At 60.5% G+C, this 23,945-nt stretch carries 19 protein-coding genes; 4 read left to right on the top strand and 15 right to left on the bottom strand.

Annotation, left to right across the window (positions count from 1 at the left end):
• Window positions 1–45 precede the first annotated feature (45 nt).
• From ftsW to dinB, 11 genes are all read right to left on the bottom strand, one after another.
• Window positions 46–1,308, bottom strand: coding sequence for a putative lipid II flippase FtsW (ftsW, locus tag EWR20_RS12170; RefSeq protein WP_129360956.1), 1,263 nt, complete (start codon window positions 1,306–1,308; stop codon window positions 46–48).
• Window positions 1,305–2,867, bottom strand: a complete 1,563-nt coding sequence (gene murD / locus EWR20_RS12175; RefSeq protein ID WP_129360957.1) for a UDP-N-acetylmuramoyl-L-alanine--D-glutamate ligase — start codon at window positions 2,865–2,867, stop codon at window positions 1,305–1,307. The genes ftsW and murD overlap by 4 nt, the downstream gene beginning before the upstream one ends.
• A complete protein-coding gene (gene mraY, locus EWR20_RS12180) occupies window positions 2,867–3,988 on the bottom strand; it encodes a phospho-N-acetylmuramoyl-pentapeptide-transferase (RefSeq protein ID WP_129360958.1) in 1,122 nt (373 codons plus the stop codon). Before mraY ends, murD begins: the two co-directional genes overlap by 1 nt.
• 18 nt (window positions 3,989–4,006) lie before the next feature.
• Window positions 4,007–5,491 (bottom strand): UDP-N-acetylmuramoyl-tripeptide--D-alanyl-D-alanine ligase, encoded by a 1,485-nt coding sequence (locus EWR20_RS12185; protein WP_129360959.1) that lies wholly within the window; start codon window positions 5,489–5,491, stop codon window positions 4,007–4,009.
• On the bottom strand, window positions 5,488–7,188 hold the full coding sequence (locus EWR20_RS12190; RefSeq protein WP_129360960.1) for a UDP-N-acetylmuramoyl-L-alanyl-D-glutamate--2,6-diaminopimelate ligase: 1,701 nt from the start codon (window positions 7,186–7,188) through the stop codon (window positions 5,488–5,490). The genes EWR20_RS12185 and EWR20_RS12190 overlap by 4 nt, the downstream gene beginning before the upstream one ends.
• 121 nt (window positions 7,189–7,309) lie before the next feature.
• Window positions 7,310–9,160 carry a peptidoglycan D,D-transpeptidase FtsI family protein gene (locus EWR20_RS12195; RefSeq protein WP_238147747.1) on the bottom strand — a complete coding sequence of 617 codons (1,851 nt, stop codon included), beginning with the start codon at window positions 9,158–9,160 and terminating at the stop codon, window positions 7,310–7,312.
• A gap of 205 nt (window positions 9,161–9,365) precedes the next feature.
• Complete coding sequence (locus EWR20_RS12200) at window positions 9,366–10,076, bottom strand: hypothetical protein (protein WP_129360961.1); 711 nt, start codon at window positions 10,074–10,076, stop codon at window positions 9,366–9,368.
• Window positions 10,073–11,065, bottom strand: coding sequence for a 16S rRNA (cytosine(1402)-N(4))-methyltransferase RsmH (gene rsmH / locus EWR20_RS12205; RefSeq protein ID WP_129360962.1), 993 nt, complete (start codon window positions 11,063–11,065; stop codon window positions 10,073–10,075). Before rsmH ends, EWR20_RS12200 begins: the two co-directional genes overlap by 4 nt.
• Before the next feature lie 186 nt (window positions 11,066–11,251).
• The gene (gene mraZ, locus EWR20_RS12210) at window positions 11,252–11,683 is read right to left on the bottom strand and encodes a division/cell wall cluster transcriptional repressor MraZ (protein WP_129360963.1); all 432 of its coding nucleotides are present in this window, start codon (window positions 11,681–11,683) and stop codon (window positions 11,252–11,254) included.
• A gap of 328 nt (window positions 11,684–12,011) precedes the next feature.
• Window positions 12,012–12,410 (bottom strand): DUF3040 domain-containing protein, encoded by a 399-nt coding sequence (locus tag EWR20_RS12215; RefSeq protein ID WP_129360964.1) that lies wholly within the window; start codon window positions 12,408–12,410, stop codon window positions 12,012–12,014.
• 94 nt (window positions 12,411–12,504) lie between these two features.
• Complete coding sequence (gene dinB, locus EWR20_RS12220; protein ID WP_129360965.1) at window positions 12,505–13,806, bottom strand: DNA polymerase IV; 1,302 nt, start codon at window positions 13,804–13,806, stop codon at window positions 12,505–12,507.
• Between the two features lie 102 nt (window positions 13,807–13,908).
• On the opposite strand from dinB, the gene EWR20_RS12225 reads away from it, so the two are divergent.
• Window positions 13,909–15,048 (top strand): polyprenyl synthetase family protein, encoded by a 1,140-nt coding sequence (locus EWR20_RS12225; protein ID WP_238147748.1) that lies wholly within the window; start codon window positions 13,909–13,911, stop codon window positions 15,046–15,048.
• A 37-nt stretch (window positions 15,049–15,085) separates the two neighbouring features.
• Here the strand turns inward: EWR20_RS12225 and EWR20_RS12230 are convergent, their stop codons facing one another.
• Window positions 15,086–15,454, bottom strand: coding sequence for an Rv2175c family DNA-binding protein (locus tag EWR20_RS12230; RefSeq protein WP_129360966.1), 369 nt, complete (start codon window positions 15,452–15,454; stop codon window positions 15,086–15,088).
• A gap of 66 nt (window positions 15,455–15,520) precedes the next feature.
• On the opposite strand from EWR20_RS12230, the gene EWR20_RS12235 reads away from it, so the two are divergent.
• A complete protein-coding gene (locus EWR20_RS12235) occupies window positions 15,521–16,948 on the top strand; it encodes a protein kinase domain-containing protein (protein WP_129360967.1) in 1,428 nt (475 codons plus the stop codon).
• A 46-nt stretch (window positions 16,949–16,994) separates the two neighbouring features.
• Here EWR20_RS12235 and EWR20_RS12240 read toward each other — a convergent pair whose 3' ends face one another.
• Complete coding sequence (locus EWR20_RS12240) at window positions 16,995–18,386, bottom strand: class II 3-deoxy-7-phosphoheptulonate synthase (RefSeq protein ID WP_129360968.1); 1,392 nt, start codon at window positions 18,384–18,386, stop codon at window positions 16,995–16,997.
• Between the two features lie 134 nt (window positions 18,387–18,520).
• A complete protein-coding gene (locus EWR20_RS12245; RefSeq protein WP_238147754.1) occupies window positions 18,521–19,501 on the bottom strand; it encodes a 1-acyl-sn-glycerol-3-phosphate acyltransferase in 981 nt (326 codons plus the stop codon).
• Between the two features lie 146 nt (window positions 19,502–19,647).
• Between EWR20_RS12245 and EWR20_RS12250 the strand changes: the two genes are divergently transcribed.
• Together EWR20_RS12250 and EWR20_RS12255 are read left to right on the top strand one after the other, a co-directional pair.
• Entirely contained in the window at window positions 19,648–20,511 is an 864-nt protein-coding gene (locus tag EWR20_RS12250) for an alpha/beta hydrolase (protein ID WP_129360970.1), read from the top strand.
• Window positions 20,508–22,343, top strand: coding sequence for an AMP-dependent synthetase/ligase (locus EWR20_RS12255; RefSeq protein ID WP_129360971.1), 1,836 nt, complete (start codon window positions 20,508–20,510; stop codon window positions 22,341–22,343). Before EWR20_RS12250 ends, EWR20_RS12255 begins: the two co-directional genes overlap by 4 nt.
• A 120-nt stretch (window positions 22,344–22,463) precedes the next feature.
• Here EWR20_RS12255 and EWR20_RS12260 read toward each other — a convergent pair whose 3' ends face one another.
• Entirely contained in the window at window positions 22,464–23,885 is a 1,422-nt protein-coding gene (locus tag EWR20_RS12260) for a mycothione reductase (RefSeq protein WP_238147749.1), read from the bottom strand.
• Between the last annotated feature and the right edge of the window lie 60 nt (window positions 23,886–23,945).

Raw genomic sequence — 23,945 nt, forward strand, 5'->3', positions numbered from 1 at the left:
AATGTCAATGGTCTGTGTGCCCGCGCAAGGGTCAACGAGCGATCTCTAGTTTACGTCCGCGTTTTCGTCGTCGAGGGACTTCAAACTGATGGCAGGGTGCGTGGGTGCCTTGGCCAAAGACATCGCGAATCCCGAGGTGAACAGGGACATCATGAGCGATGTGCCTCCGTAGGAGACGAACGGCAGAGGAACGCCGATCACCGGCAGCAAACCGGTCACCATGCCGATATTCACGAAAGCCTGGCCGATGAACCAGGCGAGAATGCATCCAGCGGCCAGCCTGACGAATCGGTCGGTCGAGCGCAGAATGATGCGTGCGAGGCACAGCGCGAGGACGACGAAGAGCGCCACGACAACACAGGTTCCGATGAAACCGAGTTCCTCGCCCAGAATCGCGATGATGAAGTCATTGTGGGCTTCGGGAAGATAGCTGTATTTCTGGCGTGATTGCCCTAAACCCTCGCCCCACCACGACCCCGTGGCCAACGCGGCCATACCGGAATTGGCCTGATAGCACTCCTGCCCTTGCGTGCAGGTCGACGGCACGAGCCAGGTGATCACGCGAGACAAGCGGTGTGGGCGCGCGATGACGACCAACACCATCACGACCAAACCGATGAGGAACGATCGGGTGAAAATCTTGCGCGGGGCACGCGCGAACCATAGGGCGCTCGCGTAAATCAGCACGAAGACGATGCACGTACCGGCGTCTCCGCCGATAATCACCAAACCTGCAACCGCCAAGAAGCCGAGGCTCGACGGCAAAAGGGCATCGTGAGCGCTTTCGGAGACCCGAGTGGATTTGACCAGGGACCATACGACCCACAACATCAACGAGAACTTGGCGATCTCGGAGGGTTGGAAGCTGAAGGCACCCACGGCGAGCCAGTTCTGGTTGCCGTTGACTTCTTTGCCCATCGGAGACAAAACCAGAAGCAGTAGAACAAGGGAAATTCCCATGAGCCAATAGGTGAGCCTCTGGTTCTTCCAAAAAGAGATCTTGATTCGGGATGCCACGAACATCGCGACAATCCCACCGAGTGCAAAGATCCCCTGGCGCAGGAACAGCCCGTAGGGCGAGAGGCCCCGGCTGAGTTGCTCGACTGAGGATGCGGACAACACCATCATGCAGCCGAGGACCGTCAGCCCGATCGAGGACACCGCAATCCCGATCGATGCGCTCGACATCGAACCGGTAGCCACCCATCGGTAAAGTGGTCTGGTCACGTACCGGTAGCCCTCGGCCACTCTGGTCCACAGGGTGTCCTTGCGGCGATTCTGCGGGCGTTCCGGGGCTGGGGTGCTCATGAGGAATGGTCCCCTTCTTCGCTCTCATCGTTCTGGATGCGCTCCACGAGTTCGGTCACCGACTCTATGAATGCGTCTCCCCGTTCGGCGTACGACGTGAATTGGTCCATCGAGGCAGCCGCCGGCGCCATGAGCACGGTGTCGTCGGGCTTCGCGAGCCCGTGCGAGATTCGGACGGCCTGGGCCATGATTGACCGACCGTCGTCCCGGGAGACACCGGTCCCTTCGACTGCGCGAAGCACAGTGACGTTCGGAGCGTGACGGTTCAGGGCCTCCGTCAAGGATTGCGTATCCGTCCCGATGAGCACCACGGCTTTAAGGCGCTCGGCGTGTTTGGCCACCAGGTCGTCGTAAGCCACACCTTTGGACAGACCGCCCGCAATCCAGATCACCGGCGAGAAAGAACTCAGCGAGGCGTCGGCGGCGTGCGGGTTGGTCGCCTTGGAGTCGTTGACCCACAGCACCCCATGCGTGTTGGCAACGGGCTGGATGCGGTGGGCTCCAGGTTCATAGGACCGAAGGCCATCCCGTACGGCAACCGGCTCCACGCCGGCGGCCCGCGCGAGTGCCGCCGCCGCCAAAGCGTTCTCCACGGTGTGTCTGGTCGGCAGCTCACCGGTGTCCTGCACTCCGGCCAACTCCGCGGCAGAGCTTCGGCGTTCTTCGATGAAAGCCCGATCCACGAGCAAGCCGTCCACGACGCCCAACTGGGAAAGGTACGGCGTGTCCGTCGTGAACGAAATCGCGCGGCACCCCTCCTGGACGTCTGCTTCTTCGACCATTTTTTCGGTCAAGGGCACCGACGCATTGTAGACGCAGGCGACCCTCGTGTTTTCGAATACTCGGGCTTTGTCCGCCTGATAGTTTTCGTAACTGCCGTGCCAGTCAATGTGGTCTTCGGCGATGTTGAGAACGGTCGAAGCCAAGGGCGCGACCGAATACGACCAGTGAAGCTGGTAGCTGGACAGTTCGACCGCGAGGACGTCGTACTCGACCGGATCGCGCAGAGCATCCAGGATGGGAGTTCCGACGTTGCCCACGGCGATGGCTTTGAGACCCGCAGCCTGAAGGATCGATGCGGTCATACCGACCGTCGTCGTTTTCCCGTTGGTCCCGGTAATGCATACCCACTCGGCGGTTTTGCGCCCTTCGCGCTTGCGCAAACGCCATGCGAGTTCGACTTCACCCCAGATCTGCACGCCTTCCTGCGCGGCTTGGGCGAGAATGCCCAAGTTAGGGCGCAGGCCGGGTGAGGTGACGACCACATCGGGACGCTCGCCGTCGACGTCGGGCAGTCTCTGCATGGCGCCTTCGCCCAGAACGATTTGCGCAGCGCCCACGATCCCCAAGGTCTGCTGCTTGTAGCGGTTTTCCTCATCGTCCTTGCCGTCCACGACGACGACACGCGCACCAAGCTCGATCAGGGTATCGGCTGCGGCGAATCCCGAAACGCCGATCCCGGCAACGACGACCCGCAGACCGGTCCAATCCGAGTCCCAGCTGGTCAGCGACTCGAGCCGGGGATTGTCGACGAGAGGGTTCTCTTGGGTCGAGCGCATTATACGGTTACACCTCCGTGGCCGATGAGCCAGTCGCCGTAAAAGATTCCGAGAGCAAGGGCCACGAAGAGGCCGGCGATGATCCAGAAACGGACCACCACGGTCACCTCTTTCCAACCTTTGAGTTCGAAGTGGTGCTGCAAAGGCGCCATCTTGAACACACGTTTGCCTCCGGAGAGCTTGAAGTATCCGACCTGAATGATGACCGATGCGGAGATCATGACGAACAGTCCGGCCATCAGGACGAGAAGGATTTCGGTGTGGGTCAGGATCGCGAATGCGGCCAGCGCACCACCGAGACCCAAGGACCCGGTGTCCCCCATGAAAATGGTGGCCGGAGAGGTGTTCCACCATAGGAAACCGATCAGGGCTCCCACGAGCGCGGCGGCAACAATCGAAAGTTGCGCCGGATCGCGCACCTCATAACAGACCGATCCGAGGGTGTGCGGTTCGCACAAGTGGTTCGTCTGCCACATCGAGATCATGAGGTACCCGGAAAAGACCAGGATCGAGGCGCCCGTCGCGAGTCCGTCCAGACCATCCGTCAGGTTAACGGCATTGGTCGTGGCGGTCGAGATCAAATTGGCCCAGACGACGAACAAGATGATGCCCAGCACCGGTATACCGAAAGACAGATCCAGCCAAGGGATGTCCCGAGTCCAGGAGATGTGCGTCGATGCGGGGGTCCAACCGTTCTCGTCCGGAATCGTCAGTGCGAGAACGCCGAAGACGATGCCAACCGTGCCCTGGAGAATGATTTTCCCCTTGGCCGTGAGACCAAGGGACTGCTTCCGGGCAATCTTCTTGAAATCGTCGATGAAGCCCACTCCGGCCATGCCCACCATGAGGAAGAGCAGGAGGAGCGCGGAGACCGACGGTACAGGGTTGCCACCGAAGACGAGACCGTTGATGACAAGTGACAAGAAGAACGAGGCCAAGGTCGCGGCGATGATCACAACGCCACCCATGGTCGGTGTCCCGCGCTTGGTCTGGTGGCTCGTGGGGCCATCCTCGCGTATGAATTGGCCGTACTGTTGCCTGACCAAGAACTTGGTGAACAGTGGCGTCCCGATGAGGGAGAGGATGAGGCCAAAGGCCGCCGCCAACAAGATGGAAATCATGCGGTACTTTGCGCCTTTCTACCTAGATTCGTTTCCGGGCCGATGGACGCCGGTCTGGTCCTGAGCAACTCTATCCCCCAAGAACCGCAAGCCAGCGCCGTTGGAGGATTTGAAGAGGGCGATGTCGCCCTCACGTAGTTCTCGCTGCAGGATTTCGAAGGCCTGGTCGGCAGTCTCGACCCATACCGCTTCTTCGCCCCACGAACCTTCCAGATGAGCGGCGTTGAAGATCGGTGCGGCTTCCTTCCCGATCGCGATCAATTTGGGGATGTTCAGGCGGACGACGTCGCGCCCGAGCTTATCGTGTTCTTCCCTCGAGGACTCACCCAGCTCGAGCATCGGGCCCAGAACAGCCCACGTTCTCCGCGGGGGTCGGGCATCGCGGCCCATCTGGGCGAGCGTTCTCAACGCCGCAGCCATTGATTCGGGGTTCGCGTTGTAGGCGTCGTTGATGATAGTCACTCCGTCCGCACGATCTGTCCGTTCCATGCGGTACCGGCTTCCGGCGGCGAGCGTATTCAGTCCTTTCGCAATGTCGCTGGTCGGAACCTTCGCGAGGAACGCAAGGGTCGCCGCTGCCAATGCGTTGTACACATGGTGCTCACCGATGAGCTTCGACGTGACCTCATACTCATTCCCGTCGGGGAAGCACAGCCGAAACTGAGGACATCCGGTCTCATCGGTACGCAACTGTCGGGCCTCGACGATCGGCGTGTCGGCTTCGCGAACGTGCCGGTCCTCGACGCCGAAGTACATCACGGGCGCCGAAGCTTTGGACGCCATTGCCGCGACTCGTCCGTCGTCGATATTGAGGGCCACTCCCCCAGTTTCCGCGACTCCGTCGGCGAGCTCGGACTTCGTGATGGCGATGTTTTCCACCCCGCCGAATTCCCCGGCGTGCGCCGTTCCGACCTTGAGGATCGCCCCGAAATCGGGAACGACCATGTCGCAGAGGTACCGGATGTTGCCTAGATGATTCGCGCCCATCTCGATCACGAGATAGCGGGTATCGCGGTCCGCTCGGAATACTGTCAGAGGCACCCCGACCTCGCCGTTGTACGACCCGATGGGGGCCACCGTGGGCCCGTGCTGGCTGAAAATACCCCGAAGCAGATCCTTGGTCGTGGTTTTTCCTGCGGATCCGGTGATCCCGACGACGGTCACGTCACCCTCTGCCCGCAGTCGGGAAACGACTTCGTGCGCCAACCGTCCCATGGCGTCGACCACGTTCGGGACGATCACGGACGGATACACTTGGCTGTTTTCGTCAGTGACCTGGCGCTCGGCAAGAACCAGCGGAGAACCGGCTTCCCGAGCGGTTCCGATGAATCGATGGCCATCCGTCACCTCACCCGGTTTCGCAATGAACAGCGACCCGTGGGTCACTTCCCGTGAATCTGTCGTCGCGGAGGTGCAGAGAACCGCGTCGGTGGACGCCTCATCGAGACCAGCAATCGTCCCTCCGACGGCGTCGGCGATTTCTCGGGCTGATAATTCGATCATCGTTTTCCTCCTGCGGCGTCCTGACGGGCTTCCCAAGAGCGAAGCGCACTCCGCAATTCCTCACGGTCGTCGAGAGCATTGTCAACGCCTGCGATATCTTGGCTGACCTCATGGCCTCGACCGGCCACCAGAATTGCGTCTGCCGGATCGGCCAGCTCGACGGCTCGGGCAATCGCTTCGGCCCGAGGCGCGATGTTTTCGACCGACTGGGCGCGGGCGCCCTCGTTGCTGGCTTGTCGAGCTCCTGCGGCCACTGCTTCGCGTATAGGGCCGGGCGCTTCGTTATGAGGGTCGTCGTCCGTCACGATCACGATGTCCGCGTGTCGTGCAGCGACCGCGCCCATGATCGGTCGTTTCGTCTGGTCTCGTTGGCCGGTTGCGCCGAAGACGACGATGACCTTGCCCGGGCCGTCTTCTCCGGGGTCAACGGCCGCGAGGGCACGTTCCAGAGCGTCAGCATTGTGCGCGAAGTCCACGATGGCAACGGGTTTCTGTGCGATTACCTGCATCCGACCGGGCACGAGGGGGGTCAAGGTCGCAACGTGTGACAACGCTTCGGAAAGGGCTTTCTGATCGACGCCCGATTCGGCGACCATCGCCACGGCCAACGCGGCATTCGACACGTTGAAGTCCGCGGGCAGGCCGGTTTTGGCGCGGAACTCTCGCCCGTCACGGTGCCTGAGTTCGAAGCGATGACCGATTCCGTCCGGCTCAACGGACGTGAGTCTCCAATCGGCATCGGGAACAGGCTGGGATCCCCGGTCGCCGGTGCCGTATCCGGTCCAGAGGGTCACAACCGATTCGTCGCCCTGCTCGCCCCGGGCGGTACTGGCCATCCAATGGCCCCAGTCATCATCTATCGTCACAATGCTGCGTCGCGAATGGTCGGGGCTGAAAAGCTGCGCTTTGGAAGCGGCATAAGCTTCCATGGTCCCGTGGAGGTCCAGGTGATCCTGTGTGAGATTGGTGAACCCCGCGACGTCGTACACCAATCCGTCCACGCGCTTGTAGTCCAGGGCGTGAGAGGACACTTCCATAGAAGCTGCGGTGATCCCGTGTTCCCTCATCACGGAAACCAGAGAGTGAACGTGAGTGGATTCCGGCGTCGTGAGTTGGCTCGGGATGGCCTGTCCCCCGGCAAGTATTTCAATTGTTCCGATGAGTCCCGTGGTATGGCCGAGAGCCGCCATGATCGAGTTGATCATGTAGGTGGTCGTGGTCTTGCCGTTGGTTCCGGTGACCGCGAAAAGTCGCTGTACCTCCGGCGATGCTGGTTGGCTGGCATAGATATGCGCCGCCAGCGGACCTACGACGTCACGGACCCGTTCGACGATCACGACGGGCAGGGTCACGGTCAGCGCCCGTATCTTGGACAAGCCGGCCTCGTCCGTCAGGATTGCGACGGCTCCTCGGGCGGCGGCAGCTTCGGCAAAATCTGCGCCGTGTGCGTTGGCGCCGGGCAGCGCAACGTAGAGGTCGCCGGACTGAACTTCCCGAGAATCCATGCTGATTCCGGCCGCTGATACCGCGGGGGTGCCTTCGATCCGGGCCCGCTGGCCGCGGTGCTCGATGGCTCCAACTAGTTCTTCGAGGGTCCGCGGAGCTACATTGCGAGGACGCAGAGTCTGTGCGGTACCGTCCAGGCTGTTTTCGCCCGAACCGGGTTCATGGCCCACGGACTGATCCTCAAGGGGCATGTGAGCGATCCTTCTCTCATGGTTGGGAGTGTGTGATGTGGTTCTTCGGTGTCGTGATCTTTGTCGGGGCACTGAGCCGTCCGATGAGGCTCATCCCCGCGCAATAGCTTAGTATCGCTCTCTATCCTTGTTCCCCATCTGTGAACTTCGGAAGCGCAACAGGCTTGGACGTCGAGTGGGGAACCTTGTAGTACTGCAGAACTTTCTCCATGATCTTAGAGAAGACGGTCGTGCATCCGATCGCGGTCACCTCGCCCTGCGGACGCTGCAGCACGATCCCTACCAAATACTGAGGGTCCTCTATGGGCGCGACGCCGATGAAGGAGGTCGTGTAACCGTCGTACCCACCGCCCTTGTCCGCAGGGGCCTCCGCGGTGCCAGTCTTTCCGCCGACGCGCCATCCTTTGACTGCAGCTTCCTTGGCGCCGCCCGCGGTGATGACGGTTTCCATGATGTCCTTGACCTGTTGGGCGGTCTTCTCTGAGATGATCCGTTTGCCCTCGGACACTGGACGTTTATCCTCGTTGCCCTGGTGATCCACGACCGCGTCCACAATGCGTGGCTTGAGCTGGACCCCGTCGTTGGCCACGGCCTGATAGGCCATCATCGTCTGGAGAGGCGTTTGAGAGACGCCCTGGCCAAACAGAACGGTGTACTGCTGACGGACGTCCCAGTCCTTCGCTTTGGTCAGGATGCCGCGGTTCTCACCCGGAAGCTCAATTCCTGTGAGGCTTCCCACGCCGAATTTCTTGAGCCAATCATGGCGTTGGTCCTTGCTCAATTGCTTGCCGGCCAGGACGGTACCGGTGTTCATGGAGTCAGCGATGATTCCCGCCAAAGTGCGCTTCTCTGGTCCATGGTCGAAGGCGTCCGTGATCGTTTGGCCCTCAATGTGCAGTTCTGCGGGAACGTCGAACCCGGACTTCGGCGTCGAAAGTCCTTCTTCGATCACGGCGGAAGTCGTCAGGATCTTCTCGGTCGAACCCGGCTCCGTGGCCGCGCTCACTGCCCTAGCGGCAAAATCCCCGGTATTCGCCTTTTCGTAATTGTTGGGATCGATCATCGACGAATCGGCCAAGGCCAGGAGGGAACCGTCTTTAATGCGCATGACCACGGCGGTACCCCACTCGGCTCCTAGCTCATCCGCACGGGCTTTGACCTGCTGTTGCGCAAAATATTGGATATCCCGATTGATGGTCAGGCGAATGGTCTTGCCATCCTCAGCGGGCTGGTTGATGTCCTCGCCGACCGGAATCCGGATTCCGTCGGCGCTGATCTCATAGACCCGTTCGCCGTCTTGCCCGGTCAGGTCGGAGTTGAACTGCAACTCGATACCGCCGGCAGCACCTTCGGAATTAAGGAACCCTACAACGGAGCCGCCAATGGATCCGTCCGGGTAACTACGTTTGGACACCGGTTCGGAATAGATGAATTCGGCGCCGATGTCCATGATCGCGTTGTAGACGTCCGGAGTGACTTCCTCGGCGATAACGGCGTACTTGCTGTCACCGTCCAGACTGTCCTTGACCTCGTTGTCCGGCTTCTTGAGGATGTCGGCGAGCTTGTACACGACGTCCTGAACGCTGAGCTCTTCGGCTTTCTTGTCCTTGTTGTACCGCTTAACCGGAGCTACTGCCGTCTGGTCCGCCGTGATCTTGTAACGCTGAATCGATCGCGCCAGAACATTGCCGTCCACATCGTGAATTTCACCCCTCAAGGCAGGAATCTTCTGGGTACGACGACGATCATCCAACGCTTTCTTCGCCCGGCCAGTCGGGTCAATCGCCTGTACGTAGAAAAGGCGCCCCACCAAAAGGGCCAGCATCGCCAGGAAAGCGGAAATTCCGATAAAGCTTCGACGGAGTATTCCCTGTGCCTCAGGGGACTGAGAGTCCTGTGCCCCATCGATGTAGCGGTCATCGCGGGGACCCTCTGGACCAGGGTCGCCCGACCGATCCTCCGTAGAATCCACTGACTCCTCTTCCTGCCCCAATGCCTAGCGGCCGGGGGAAACGTCGCGACGGTTGGTTGGCTCGCGCCTCACTCCACGGTCTGCGGCATTCCTCCGAGGGGAACGCCGTGGCGGAAGTCCTCAGTCTAAGGCCTCGGCCTCACCTGTGTTGCTCAAGCCAACCTATGGGGTCTGCCACGGGCAGACGTCCAATCTTTCGAAAGGGTTAGTTATTTCCCCGGTCCTGGCCGTTATGGGATTGTTGTTCGGAGTCCGACGACGAGCTCGAGCTCTGAGAAGGCTTGGATGAGTCCGAATCCTTCTCCTCGGTCTTCTGCTTCTGCTTCTCCGCCTGCTTCGCGGCATCCGTTTCGCTGTTCAGAGGCGGATCGATCAAGTTGGTCTGACCGTTCTTTTTGGCTTCTTCCTTGTCAGCAGGAGCTTTCTCGGCCGGAGTCGGGGTTCCGGAGACCGAAGAGTTCTTGAGATCCAGTTGCGCTTGATCCGATGCGGAGACCATTCCCAGCTGGGAAGCCCGAATCGCCAGGTTCTGGGGAGCCTGGTGATATTCGATCTCCTGGCTGGCCTTCTGATTCTGTTCGGACAACGAACGCTGCTCATCCCGCAATTGCACCAAATCATACTGGTTCGAAGACATCGAGATGTTCAGCAGCAAGACCACTCCCAACGTGACGCAGACGCCCAGAACCGTGGCGACAACCAAGGACAATCGACGGCGACGACGCGCCACGGGCTGAACCGCGAGCGGTTTCCGACGGCGAGGTTCCCCGCCTTCGGCAAGCTCGTGCTCTTCCTCGTGGACCTCGGTATCGCCGACGACGCGGAGGTTGCGTCGCTCTTTAACCGCGCTCAGGTGGAGGGCGGCGGGTGCATCATTCTCGGTTTCCGAGTCTGTGTACTGCGGTTCTGCACTCATGCTGCCGTCCTAGGTTCACGGATACGTTCTGCGGCGCGCAACTTGGCGGATGCCGCTCGGGGATTGCTTTCTATCTCCTCGTCGGTTGGGCCTTCAGCCCCGCGTGTCAAGATCTTGACTTCGGGCTGGTGCTCTTCCAACTCGACCGGAAAACCTTTTGGAGCTTTGGAGACGGACAGGGCCGTCATTGCTCGCTTCACAATTTTGTCCTCAAGTGAGTGATAGCTCATGGCTACGACACGGCCGCCGAGGCATACAGAATTCAAGGCTTGTGGCACAGCCCTCTCAAGAGCTTCAAGTTCATGATTAACTTCAATACGTAGAGCCTGAAAGGTTCGCTTGGCCGGATGCCCTGAATTTCTCTGGACGGCCATGGGAATCGACTTCTGGATGATGCTCACTAGCTCGCCCGTACTGGTAATCCGGCGATCCTGGCGAACCTCAACCAGAGATTTAGCTATACGCCCGGCAAATCTTTCTTCACCCCAGTCGCGCAAGATCTTGCGCAAGTCACCTTCGTCATATTCGTTAACGATTACCTCAGCGGTCAGCTCGTCGTCCGAGTTCATGCGCATATCGAGGGGAGCATCGTACGAGTAGGCAAAGCCTCGCTCCCTCTCGTCGAGCTGGAGTGAAGATACGCCGAGGTCGAAGAGAACACCGCTGACGGTATTGAGGTTGTTGTCCTCGAGAATTTCGGGGATTTCGTCATAGACGGCCCGAACCGGAATAAACCGATCGCCGAAGCGCTCGAGCCGTTTCCCGGCGAGCGCGTGTGCTTGAGGGTCGCGATCAACGCCCAAGACCGTGAGATCGGGAAATCTGTCGAGCAAGTATTCCGTGTGACCCCCCATGCCGAGGGTCGCATCGATGACGACGGGATGATTACCACGAAGAGCGGGGGCCAAGAGGCTGATGCAGCGTTCCAATAGGACAGGAACGTGTCTTTCATGCGCAGGCCGCGACCCAGGTGAGGTCTCCGCGTCCATCAAGGCCTCCGTTCCATGGTCCGACCAACGCCCGACATTTGACTATTGCTCGCTGGCATTCCATGCCGGTAGCGACCTCTGATACCTGATCCCCATCCAAACAAGCTCGGCCCTCATTCGGCCTGGCTCAGGGGAAGTTGAGCCAGGACGATTCCGAGCTGCCGGCTGGAGATCACGCACCAGAGATCACATCAGGCCGGGAATAACCTCTTCGTCAGTTTCCGAGAATTCCGATTCCTTTTCCTGCAGGTATTCGTCCCAAGCCTGAGCGTCCCAAATCTCGGCCCGGGTTCCGGCACCGATCACGGCGAGCTCCTTCTCGAGTCCTGCATATCCCCTCAGCGAGGACGGGATGGTCACCCGTCCCTGCTTGTCGGGAACTTCATCCGAAGCTCCAGAGAGAAACACACGAATGTAATCTCGGGCCTGCTTGGAGGAAATCGGAGCCTCGCGCATTTGTTCATGCACCCGCTCGAATTCCGCCTGGCTGAAGACGTAAAGGCATCTTTCCTGTCCCCTGGTCAGAACCAAGCCCTCCGAGAGCTCGTCCCGGAACTTGGCAGGCAGGATAAGACGCCCTTTGTCATCAAGGCGAGGCGAGTACGTTCCGAGGAACATTCGCCACCGCCTCCCCTGATTACTTTCAGTGCACCCTCTGCTTCAGATGCGAGGGAAGATAAGGAACCACCCTTGTCTCCCCTGCGTGCCCCACTTTACTCCACTTCCCTCCACACGCAATACTCTCTCGTCAATACTCTGAGTCTCGTTGCACTTTTTCCCCCACATTCCGCGAATTCATGGGGATCGAGGTGGCCTCAAGAATTTGCTGTACATGCTGATTCATCCCGCAGAACTCCCGAAAAAGCGCACAAAAGAGGGCCGATACCGTATTCCGGTACCGGCCCTGGCGTTGAGTGGTGGGAAGTGGGGTGCGAAGTGGAGGGGGTTAGCCCATTCCTCCTCGCTCTTCCCATTTCCGCTCGAGTTTTTGCATCAAAGTGGATTGCCCTTGGTTCGATGTGGAGTGGGACCCAGTGGAGGATTTCGACTTTTGCTTGCCCTTCCGGGATTTCCCTCGCATCGTCGCGATGTAGACGCCAAGACCCATAAGGACAAACCCTACGACTCCGACAATGATCAGTTTGGAAGCTACCCCTACCAGCACACCAGCCAGGCCGACGACGGCGATGACGATGCCCAGGACGAGATGTCGTATAGAAATGCCTCCGGACGTTCGAGGGGATGAAGCCTCTGAATCCATCGACTGAGCGAATGCCGGATCCTCGGCATTGAGCTGCTGTTCCAACTGCTCAAGAAGCTTCTGCTCGTGTTCAGACAGTGGCATGGTCATCTCCTCTTCCCGGGGTGGGGGATGTCAATACGGCCGGGACAACCGTGTTCCATCCGTCTATTAAGAATAGTGCCTATCGCTGACAATTTCATGACGATTTTTTCGGGCCCTCGCGGGCAGACTCGTCTTCCGCTTTCGTCTTCTCAGAACGTGGTGCCCGTTTGTCGTACCGGGGCGAAATACTGCCTCGTACAAGGCTGGCCGGCCGCAATCCTGTGGGCCCGAATTTTTGCCAAATCTGGTCCATCGCGGATTCGGCCTGGTCCCATTCTGCTTCGGCCACGAGCTGGTCCTCCGAGACCGAATCCCATAGGGAGAGTTGGCGTCCCGCATCGTGTGCGTCGAGCTTTTCCACCCGCACGCCGATCAGTCTCATTCGAGACGGCAACGGGCCAAGATCATTGAACAGCCGGACGGCGGCGTCGTAGACCTCTCGGCCCGTAGTCACGCCTTGCTCGAGGGCGCGCGCTCGGCTGACTGTATGAAAGGACTCGTCTCGTACTTTGATCGCTACGCCGTACGCGCGTCTGCCCGAAGCCCGCAGCCTTCGCGCGACATCGTGGCTGAGCTGGAGCATGGCCGATTTGATCTCCCGCACGTCATCCGTGTCGTATTTGAACGTATGTTCGGCACCCATTGATTTCTCGACGCGTTCGGTCACTACCGGGCGATCATCGAGGCCTCGGGACAACTCGTAAAGATGAGCGCCCGCAGCTTTGCCCAGCCTCCTCTGCAAGAAGCTCAGCGAGGCTTGCCGAACCGCCCCAACGGTATTGAAGCCAGCCTCGTGCAGATTCTGAGCGGTCTTCTCCCCCACGCCCCAGAGCTTGCGGACGGGAAGCGGATCAAGGAAATCGTGCACGCGGGCGTCGGGAACTATCCACAAGCCATTCGGTTTGGAGCCGGTGGAGGCCATCTTGGCGAGGAACTTGTTTCCCGCGATCCCGACGGAGGCGACCAACCCGGTTGCCTCATGGATTCGATGTCGAAGGTCCCGGGCGATCGCTACCGGACGGCCCAAACGCCGGATTGCTCCGGTGACGTCCAGGAAGGCTTCGTCCACGCTGACCTGCTCGACCTGATCCGTCACGGATCGAAGAATACTCATGACCTTTTCGGAGTATTCCCGGTATGCGCCGTGGGAGGGGTCGATATACACCGCGTGGGGTGCGAGTTGGCGAGCTCTGGCCGTGGGCATCGCGGAACCGACTCCCAGGGCACGGGCTTCGTAAGAGGCCGAAAGAACCACGGAACGAGGACCCGACCCAGCCACGACGACCTGCCGACCGACAAGCTCGGGCCGCGTCAGCAACTCGACGCCGACGAAAAACGCGTCCATGTCAACGTGCATGATGACACGGCTGCCGAAACCTGGTGATACTTCGGTCATGGCTCCTCCAATCCGATCTCGAACCCGTAAAATAGTAAGCACTCTCCACCCCCTACTATTCCTGGTCGCGAGGCCGTCACCAGGGAGTCAGGAATCGCCGCCGTGAACAACCCCGATCCGAATTCCCCTACCGGGTCGAGTCCTGCCATGGACCCGGCCGGTGTGGACCGTGAGACCGCCGAGCGGGAATACATTCAGGCTGTCGATGAAGCGATCGCGGATTACCTGGGCCGCCAACGACTCGTGATGCTGGAAATCTCCCCTGAAGCCATGACACTGGTGGATCACATCGAGGCTTTGTGTTCGGGCGGAAAGAGAATGAGAGCCCTTCTAGCATATTGGGGGTGGCAAGCCGCAGGGGGTGGTCCGTCGGCTCCCGAAGTCGTCCTGGCCGGAGCTGCCATAGAGCTGTTCCAGTCTGCGGCGTTAATCCACGATGACATCATCGACCACTCCGACACCCGACGAGGGAAACCGTCCGTCCACCGTTCTTTCCAGGCAATGCATCGGGAAGAGCACTGGTCCCTCAGCGGAGAAGAATTCGGGATCATGGGCGGTATCGTCGCCGGGGATCTCTGCCTTTCCTTCTCCGAGGCCGTCTTCGCCTCAATAGGCACCCCGCAGGCCGCAACCGGCAGGGCCCGCCGGATTTTCGACATCATGCGCACCGAGGTCATGGCCGGCCAGTACCTCGACGGTCTTTCCGAAGTCATGGGGACCGAAGATCCAGAAGAAGCCATTGACCGTGCGTCGACCGTCATCCGTTACAAATCCGCCAAATACTCGTGCGAGCATCCGTTGACTTTGGGCGCTGCCCTCGCCGGTGCCGGTGAGCCACTGCTCGGTCAGCTCAGCGATTTCGGCCTGCCTCTGGGCGAAGCATTTCAACTGCGCGACGACGTCCTCGGAGTATTCGGCGAACCACACGTCACGGGAAAACCCGCAGGCGACGACCTGCGAGAGGGAAAACGCACGGTACTCGTCGCTCTGGCGGAAAGAACCGCGTCGGCAGAGCAGGTCGCGTTCCTCGAAGAACGCTTGGGACGGCCCGATCTGGACGAAGAGACGGTCAACAAGATGCGGGATATCATCCGTGAGTCGGGAGCCCTGGACGAAACCGAGCGAATCATCCAGACCACGCAGCGCCAGGTACAGGCTGCCCTGCGGAAAATAGATACGTCCCCAGGGGTCGCAAAAGCCCTGGAAGACGTGGCTTCCAGGGCCTTGCATCGTTCTTCCTGAGGTTCTTCACATCACCTCGGTACGGACTCGCAGAGGGTTACCAAGCCAGGGCCTGGGCCCGACGCCGAATTTCCGTCTTGCGCCCCTCTTGCAGCGCATCGATCGGCCGGCCGGGCAGGGAATCGTCTTCGGTGTAGAGCCACCGAATTGCTTCTTCATCGTCGAAACCCGAGTCTCTCAGAACAGTCAGGGTTCCCTTGAGGGACTCCAGTACACGGTCTTCACGCATGAACAACGCGGGGACGCGCCGAACGCCGTCATCGTCGCGGACGGCAATCAGCTGGCCCTCGGTTATCAGGGCATGGACTCGGGTGACCTTGACGTCCAGGGTCTCGGCTACGTCGGGGATGGTTGTCCATTCCCCTACGAGATCGAACAGATTGGCAACGTTTTCATTGGAACTCACGTGTCCAGGCTAAACCAGAGAAGGCCCTAGCTCCTCATTCGACGCCGATCCCCTAGAATCGATTCAATGAAAAGGACTGCACCGGGACCCTTGACAGGGCGAAAACTCGAGGGCCGATACCTCCTCGGTGACCTCATCGCTCGAGGCGGTATGGGCGTCGTCTACCGCGGACGAGATACTCGTTTGGCCCGACCCGTCGCGGTCAAGGTACTCAAGGAATCCTTGGGGCCCGCGCCGGAGACGAAAGAACGCTTCGTTCACGAGGCCCAGGCTGCGGCCGCCATAGCAGATCCGCACGTCGTGTCAGTGTGGGATCAAGGCGTCGACGAGTCCGGCCCGGACCCGGTCGTCTACTTGGTCATGGAACTCGTCGACGGGGCCACCCTGCGCGATCTCATCAAACGGCGGTCTCCCATGACCGTTCGTGAGGCCCTGAGAGTTGTGATCCCCCTGACCCAGGGCTTGGCCGCGGCACACGGAACCGGCCTGGTGCACCGCGACGTCAAGCCCGAAAATGTCTTGACCTCCCCCGAAGGCTCCGTCAAGGTCACGGATTTCGGCCTGACTCGGCATGTTCAGGCGGAGTCAGCGACCCTCAGCCTCGTGGGGTCGGCGAATTACATTGCCCCCGAGCTCGTCCGCCGCCAGCCTGCGGGCAAACCTGCCGACAACTACTCCGTCGGAATCATTCTGTACGAAATGCTGACTGGCGTGCCCCCATTCCGTGGCGACTCCCCTTACGCGGTGTCCATGGCTCACGTCGATGACGACATGCCTGATCTTCGGCGACGCTTCCCGGAGGTGGATCCCGAAATCGTCGAGATCATCTCATGGTGCTGTGCCAAGGAACCGGAGAACAGGCCTCAGGACGCTGCCGCCCTTCACGGAGAACTCGAACACATCCAACGGCGCCTGACGGACGCAGCGTTGGACCGCCGCCCACCCGGATACCGTGAAGATCCGTCGGATCTCTTCAGCGGACTTGAGACCGCGAGCCACACGCGGCCCGTTCAACTTGCGCCGTTCGGCCAGCAGGACTCGGCGAATACGTCGGAGGGAATCTCTGCCACGCGGTCGCATCCCGAGGATGCGGACGCAGAATCCACAGGGCCCGACTCGTCCACGAGTACTCACATGTCCGAACCGGACGTGACAAGCGTTCACGCCCAAAGGTCTCTCGACGATGCGACGCGTGTCCTCCCGGAGAACTCTCCCGGAGCAACCAGGGCGTCTCGGCCAGCTGCTCACACCGAAGGAAACGGCACAGATCCAGAGACGTCCCGGGACCCGCAGGACCCAAGGATTCCGACGCATGTCCTGGGCTCGGCGGAACCTTACCGGGCGTGGGTGTGGCTCCTCGTGTTCATTCTGTCCGCCTGCATGGTGGCTTATCTGGGTTGGCTCGTCGGCGTGAGCATCCTGTCGGATCATTCGGCGGCCCTGTCCCTGGGAACCGGCATCGCGATGGATGTCCGGCCCGGGCCCGGAACGTGAGTTGGCGGGCGACGCCGTTCGGTGACGTCGTCGCCCGCACGAGGTGTTATCTCTTGGACAAGTACTCTGCGACGAGGAAAGCAACTTCCAGCGACTGCATGTGATTCAAGCGGGGGTCGCACAAGGTCTCGTAGTGGTCCGCGAACGCCGTCTCGTCGACAGCGTCCGAACCGCCCAAGCATTCGGCGACATCGTCGCCCGTCATTTCGACGTGGATGCCGCCCGGAACGGTCCCCAGGGCCTCGTGGACCTCGAAGAAGCCGCGGACCTCGTCCACGACATCATTGAACCGGCGTGTCTTGTACCCCGAAGGGACTGAAATGGTGTTGCCGTGCATTGGATCGGTCACCCATACGACCTTGGCTCCAGAGTCCCGTACACCTTCAACGATCTTCGGGAGGTTCTCCCTGATCTTGGACGCACCCATGCGCGTGATGAACGTGAGACGACCTGGCTGTCGTTCCGGGTCGAGCTTGTCGATCAGACGCAAGGTGTCATCCACGTCAGTAGTCGGGCCGAGCTTGACCCCAATCGGGTTGTGAACCTTCGACAGGAAATTGACGTGCGCGTCCTCCAGACCGCGTGTACGCTCACCGACCCACAGGAAATGACCGCTCGTGTCGTAGGGCAGATGAGTCCGGGAGTCGATACGAGTCAGAGCGCGCTCGTAGTCCAGGAGCAGGGCCTCGTGGCCGGCGTAGAACTCGGTCCCCTTGAGAGCTTCGAAATCGGCTCCGCACGCGTCCATGAATCTGATCGCTCGATCGATTTCCCGTGCCAGCGACTCGTATCGCGCGTTGGCGGGATTCGACACAAACCCCTTGTTCCACTCGTGGACCAGGCGCAAATCGGCGAAACCGCCGGTCGTGAACGCACGGATGAGGTTCAGGGTCGACGCGGAGGTGTGGTATCCGCGCAGCATGCGGTTAGGGTCGTGCTCCCGTGACTCCTCCGTGAAGTCAAAACCATTGACCATCTCGCCCCTGAAGGACGGAAGCGTCGTGTCTCCGCGGGTCTCCATATTCGCGGACCGCGGTTTTGAAAACTGACCGGCCATACGGCCCATTTTGACCACAGGCATCGATGCGCCGTAAGTCAGGACCACGGCCATCTGCAAAAGGGTCCGGACCCGGGCGCTGATCTTGTCGGCCGTGGCATCTACGAAAGTCTCTGCGCAGTCGCCCCCGGTCAGGAAGAATGCCTGGCCTTCGGCGACGGCGGCGAGACGTTGACGCATCTGGTCGACCTCACCCGCAAAAACCAGGGGCGGGACAGTTTCGAGCTCGGAGACGACTTTCTTGAAATCCGGGTGCTCGGCCCAGGTCGGCTGCTGGTCCACAGACAAGTGACGCCACTCGTCCAGACCCGGATAGTTCTTGGCCTCGGGGGCGGGTTGGGTCTGGAATTGAGCGAAATGGGATTGTGTCTGTTCAGCCATGCGCACCAGTTTACGGATACTCGTCAAAACACGCGCGCCGGGCACATATGTGTCGAATATCGAGACACCGGGGAACCGCTGCCGGACAGGCCTCGGGCTCGGTTCGTCGAACGGCCTGAGCCCTCCCGGCTCTACTACTCTGTTTCTCCGTCCGAGGTTTCGTTCGAGGAATCGGGATTGCCGGAACGGCGGTACTGTGCACTCTTGACGCCTTCCTCGACGCGAGCACGGGCTTCGTTGAGCTTTTCCTCGACGCGGTCCAACCCAGGCTGGATTCGTTCCCGGGCCGAGTCCAATCCAGGCTGGATCTTCTCGCGCGCGGATTCGACGCTGGCTTTGGCGGAGTCCACCGAGGCCTGCGTCCGCGACTTCGCGTTCTCCAGAATTTCGGCCACGGCAGCCTTAGCATCCGCAACGCGTTGCTTTTCCATGGCTGCTTTGACTGTGGACGCATACACGTCCACATACTCCTGGCCGGAAAGGTCTTGGATCGCCTGGATGATCTGGTCGGCCACGATCCGTTGCGCCGAGTGCTCAGACTCGCGTCCTGCGTACTGCGAGAAATCCAAGGGTTTGCCGATGACGGTCCTGACGGGAGCGATCCTTCGGCCGTCCGTCGAGGTTCGCCGTGGGAGCTTGTGTCCGGTCGGCTGGACCTTTTCCGTGTTGATCATGGCCACGGGGATGACGGGCACTCCGGTCTGAATCGCCAACCGCGCAACACCAATCTTTGACCTGTACAACCGGCCGTCCGGGGACCGGGTCCCTTCCGGGTAGATTCCGAGCAGTTTTCCGTCGCGGAGGGTCTGAGCTGCCTGTCCCAGAGACTTGGCCGATTTGTTGCCGCCCGACCGATCCATGGGGATCTGGTTGATTCCCTTGAAGAAAGCCGCGGTTGCCCGCCCAACGATTCCCTGGCCGGTGAAGTACTCGGATTTCGCTAGGAAATACACCTGGCGATCCAGGGCGACAGGCAAGAAGACGGAATCCGCGAAGGAAAGATGGTTGGAGGCCAAAATCGCGCCGCCTGTGCGCGGGATGTTCTCAAGGCCCTCAGCTTCGGGGTGAAACACTCGGTTGATCAGTGGCCCGACGACGAACCGCTTGAGGAACATGTAGAGCACGTGGTGTTTTCCTTTCGAGCAGATGCCGCAGGTTCCGTCTCCCGCTGCGTGACGTATATGAGCCTATCCGCTCAACTTGGCGATTCCCACGTTTCAGGATTCGTCGTCGTCTGTGTATTACGTGACACAATGTACTTATGGGCCACATCACAGATCACTTCGGGAAGCGTCGTGCGGAAGACCCCGTGGGACGAGGCTACTCCGGCGATGTCGATGTGTCACCGGCTCAGTGGATGGGAGGTCCCGACGGCGTGCTGGTTCTTCACGGTTTCACAGGATCCCCGCACAGCGTCCGCCCCTTGGCGCAACACCTCGCTGACGCGGGATTCTCCGTGGAAATGCCACTCCTACCCGGCCATGGAACCACGGTCCACGACATGTCCACGAGGACGTGGCGAGAATGGGTTCAAGCAGTCGACGAGGCCTATTGGAACCTCCGGTCCCGTTGCGAGAAAGTCGCCGTCGCAGGCCTTTCGATGGGCGGAGCTCTCGCCCTGCACCTGTCCGCGCGTCGCTCGGTCGAAGGAATTGTTTTGGTCAACCCTGGTGTCGTCGATCCGCAGAAGGGCATGTCGTTTGCCCGGTGGCTCGCGTACGCGATTCCAACCATCCGGGGCGTGGGCGATGACATCGCGAAGCCCGGGAACACCGAGGGCGCATATGCTCAGACGCCCCTGAAGGGGGCAGCGCAATTGCACCTGCTCTTCAAGGAAACACGCAGGGTGCTCCCAGCGGTAACCGCGCCGGTGCAGATATACAGGTCCCTCGTGGACCATGTGGTTTCGGACGCGAGCCATGAATATCTCATGGCCCACCTGCCATCCGAGCCCGACCTCGTTCCTTTGTCGTCGAGCTACCACGTAGCGACGCTCGATTACGACGCCCCCAAAATTTTCAATGGATCAGTTGAATTCTTTGCCCGTTGTGGCCTCCGGGTCTCTGGCTCGGCCTCTGGGCCGGATTCGGTCACAACCCGCGAGGCTTCAGGAAGGACGTCATGAAAGAAACCACGGTTGAACTACGTCAGCAGTTCGATCCTCAAACCAACACGACGGATCTGCTCGAGTCGAAATTCCCCGACTTGGCCGATCAGCCGTTGTTCAAGGTTCAGCGCGCTGAAGGCGAATGGGAAGAAATAGCGGCTCGATCATTCCGACAAGACGTCACAAGCATGGCCAAAGGCCTCATCGCCGCGGGGATCAAACCGCGGGATCGTGTCGGAATCATGTCACGCACACGGTATGAATGGGCCGTCGCAGACTTCGCAATCATGTATGCGGGCGGCGTGACCGTTCCCGTCTACGAAACGTCCTCTCCTTCTCAGGTCTCGTGGAATCTGGGCGATTCGGGGGCCAAGGCAGTGATCGTGGAAACCCGCCAGCACGCTGCTGCGGTTCAAAGGGCCACACAACATGAGGACCTGAAGGTCGAGAATGTGTGGCAGATCGAGGCAAAAGACTCCGAGAAGTCCTCGCTGTCCTCTCTCCGCGCTCTCGGATCGGAAATCGATGATTCGGTCCTCGAAAAAGCCCGAACAGCGAATGGCCTCGAGGACGCGGCCACCATCATCTACACATCCGGAACCACCGGGAGACCCAAAGGCTGCGTCATCACGCATGCCAACTTCGTGAAGCTCTGCGCCTCGGCAAAGCAAGCGATCCCGGAGGTTGCGAGCTCCGAGAACTCGACCCTGATGTTCCTGCCGCTGGCTCACGTCTTCGCTCGATATATTCATGTCCTTTCCATCGACGTCGGTGTCGTGGTGGGGCACAGCCCGGATCTCAAGAACCTCACCCAGGATCTCAAATCATTCGCACCGACCTTCCTCCTCGTGGTGCCGCGTGTATTCGAGAAGATCTACAACGGAGCCCGTGCACAGGCGCACGACGCGAGTTCGATCAAGGGAAAGATCTTCGATATCGCCGAGAAGGTAGGGGTCACATGGTCGGAGACGGTCATGTCAGGTTCCAAGCCCTCCCCCGTGCTGAAGGCCCAGTACGCGTTGGTCAATCGCTTGGTCTTCTCCCAGTTGCGCGCCGCCATGGGCGGCAGGGTCCAGTACGCGGTCTCGGGCGGCGGGCCCTTGGGCCAGCATTTGGCTCACTTCTTCCACGCCGTCGGCATCAAGATTCTGGAAGGATACGGACTCACCGAGACCACCGCGCCGGCTTCCGTTGGGACCGTCAAAGACTTCCACATTGGGACCGTCGGACCGCCGTTGCCGGGAATCGAGATCAAAATCGCCGACGACGGCGAAATCCTGTGCCGCGGGGTCGGGGTCATCGAACGTTATTACAACAACCCCGAGGCCGACCATGAGAGTTTCACGGAGGACGGCTGGTTCCGCACCGGCGACGTCGGCGAGCTGACAGGCCGAGGAATGCTGAAGATCACCGGGCGAAAGAAAGAAATCATCGTGACGGCCGGGGGCAAGAACGTGATCCCAGGGCTCGTCGAGGACGAGATCCGCAAGTCCCCTTTGGTCTCGCAGTGTCTCGTGATCGGCGATCAACGCCCGTTCATCTCGGCTTTGGTGACCCTCGACGAGGAGGCCCTCGAACGAGAGCTGCCTCGTCTCGGCCTCGACGCGAATCTCAGCGTGGAGGAAGCCGCGAGAACGGATGAGGTCCAGGAGGCCATCCAGGATCTCATCGACCGCACCAACAACAACGTCTCCAGAGCGGAGTCGATCCGGGCCTTCCGAATTATCCCTCGGGACTTCACGGAAGAGTCGGGGCATATGACGCCGTCCCTCAAAATCCGCCGCCCACAGGTCCTCAAGGATTATTCGGAGGTCATCGAGGGGATCTACTCACAGAAAAAGCCTTCCTGAGAACCTCGTGGAAGAAACTCGGCATGTGAGAGAGGGCGTGGCACGCAACCATTGGTCCGGGACCGGAGGCTGCGCTCCACGCCTTCGTGCGTTCCGAGCCGACGAGGGTGTCGGCCTACATCAGTTCCCGGGGACCTCCAGCCCCAGCAGCGCATTCTCGACAACCTCGGTCAGTGCGGGGTGGATCCAGAACTGGCCCCGAGCCATGTCGTGAGCAGCGAGCCCGAAACTCATCGCCTGGATCAAGGGCTGAATCAGCATGGACGCCTCGGTGCCGATGATGTGGGCGCCAAGGAGCTCGCCGGTATCTCGGCGGGCAATGAGCTTGACCAGACCGTGCTGGTCCTCCATCGCCCAGCCGTACGCGACGTCGCCGAAGTCCTGAACCTTGACCGTAATCTCGAATCCCTCGGCCCGTGCGGTGTCGCGGGCCTCCGCTTCGCTCAGACCGACCGCCGCGATCTGAGGGTTCGTGAACACGGCGTGCGGGACGTGACGTTGGTCGGTTGTGCGCAGATCCTCGGGATTAAGCAGATTGTGCTGGACGGTTCGCTCCTGAGCATTCGCGAGGTGCTTGAGTTGAATGACCGAGCTGACGTCGCCCAGCGACCAGACGCCCTCGACCGGTTCGCCGCCCGAAAGGACGCGCTGGTACGCGTCCACGGACAGAACGCCGTCTTTCACGTCGAAGCCGGCGCTTTTGGCATCGAGACGATCCACGTTGGACACGCGACCCGTCGCGACCAGGACGACGTCGGCCTGGACGGTCTCTGACTCGCCGTGGGATTCCAGCGTGACCTCAAGCCCGCCCCGGGATTGCTCGATCGAGGTGATGTTGGTATTGAGCCGAAGATCCCACTGGCGGGATGCCTCGCGAACGAATCGGTCAGCGATCTCGGCGTCGTGGTCCCTCAGGAGTCGCTCGGAACGATTCACTTGAGTAACGTGCGAGCCCAATCCGTGGAATATTCCTGCGAACTCCGCAGCCACGAATCCCCCTCCCAGGATCACGACGCGGCGGGGCAGGTCGTTGATCCGCATGACGGTGTCCGAGGTGTGCACGCCTGGCAGCTCGATTCCGGGAATGTTCGGGAGGATAGAGCGGGAGCCGGCGGCCAGGACGAGCTGACGGCCTCGGATCACTTCGCCGGATTCCGTGACCAACGTGTGAGGGTCACGGAGTGTCGCGAACTCGGTGTAGACATCCACGTTTTCCGCATCCTCACGGTAGTCGAGACCGCTCTGCGAGATCGAATCGATCCGTCCGAAGATCCGGTCCCGAATTTCTTGCCACCGCACCTCGGTACGTTGCATGCTCACACCGAGCCGGTCGTCGTCGAGACCGTGGATTGCGGTCGCTGCGGGATACGCGAACATCTTGGTCGGGATGCACCCCTTGTTGAGGCACGTTCCACCGAAGACTCCGCCGTCGACGATTGCGACCTTCTTGTCTTGCCAATGGTGATCGATCAGGCTGTTTCCCGAGCCCGACCCGACCACGATCAAGTCGTATTCACGAATCTGCTGCGCCGAATCCGCCACGTCTACTCCTTATTCCGATTTTCCGGCACCCGCGGCACGGTTCTATGACGACCGTCGGGG

Source organism: Rothia uropygioeca (genome assembly GCF_004136585.1).
Classification (GTDB): Bacteria; Actinomycetota; Actinomycetes; order Actinomycetales; family Micrococcaceae; genus Rothia.

Bases quoted from the DNA above. Each gene is read 5' to 3' on its own strand.
- EWR20_RS12215 (WP_129360964.1), bottom strand. From the start codon at position 12,410: ATGCCACTGTCTGAACACGAGCAGAAGCTTCTTGAGCAGTTGGAACAG.
- mraZ (WP_129360963.1), bottom strand. From the start codon at position 11,683: ATGTTCCTCGGAACGTACTCGCCTCGCCTTGATGACAAAGGGCGTCTT.
- EWR20_RS12185 (WP_129360959.1), bottom strand. From the start codon at position 5,491: ATGATCGAATTATCAGCCCGAGAAATCGCCGACGCCGTCGGAGGGACG.
- EWR20_RS12190 (WP_129360960.1), bottom strand. From the start codon at position 7,188: ATGCCCCTTGAGGATCAGTCCGTGGGCCATGAACCCGGTTCGGGCGAA.
- rsmH (WP_129360962.1), bottom strand. From the start codon at position 11,065: ATGGACGCGGAGACCTCACCTGGGTCGCGGCCTGCGCATGAAAGACAC.
- EWR20_RS12245 (WP_238147754.1), bottom strand. From the start codon at position 19,501: ATGTTCCTCAAGCGGTTCGTCGTCGGGCCACTGATCAACCGAGTGTTT.
- EWR20_RS12235 (WP_129360967.1), top strand. From the start codon at position 15,521: ATGAAAAGGACTGCACCGGGACCCTTGACAGGGCGAAAACTCGAGGGC.
- EWR20_RS12255 (WP_129360971.1), top strand. From the start codon at position 20,508: ATGAAAGAAACCACGGTTGAACTACGTCAGCAGTTCGATCCTCAAACC.
- dinB (WP_129360965.1), bottom strand. From the start codon at position 13,806: ATGACCGAAGTATCACCAGGTTTCGGCAGCCGTGTCATCATGCACGTT.
- mraY (WP_129360958.1), bottom strand. From the start codon at position 3,988: ATGATTTCCATCTTGTTGGCGGCGGCCTTTGGCCTCATCCTCTCCCTC.
- EWR20_RS12240 (WP_129360968.1), bottom strand. From the start codon at position 18,386: ATGGCTGAACAGACACAATCCCATTTCGCTCAATTCCAGACCCAACCC.
- EWR20_RS12200 (WP_129360961.1), bottom strand. From the start codon at position 10,076: ATGAGTGCAGAACCGCAGTACACAGACTCGGAAACCGAGAATGATGCA.
- ftsW (WP_129360956.1), bottom strand. From the start codon at position 1,308: ATGAGCACCCCAGCCCCGGAACGCCCGCAGAATCGCCGCAAGGACACC.
- murD (WP_129360957.1), bottom strand. From the start codon at position 2,867: ATGCGCTCGACCCAAGAGAACCCTCTCGTCGACAATCCCCGGCTCGAG.
- EWR20_RS12250 (WP_129360970.1), top strand. From the start codon at position 19,648: ATGGGCCACATCACAGATCACTTCGGGAAGCGTCGTGCGGAAGACCCC.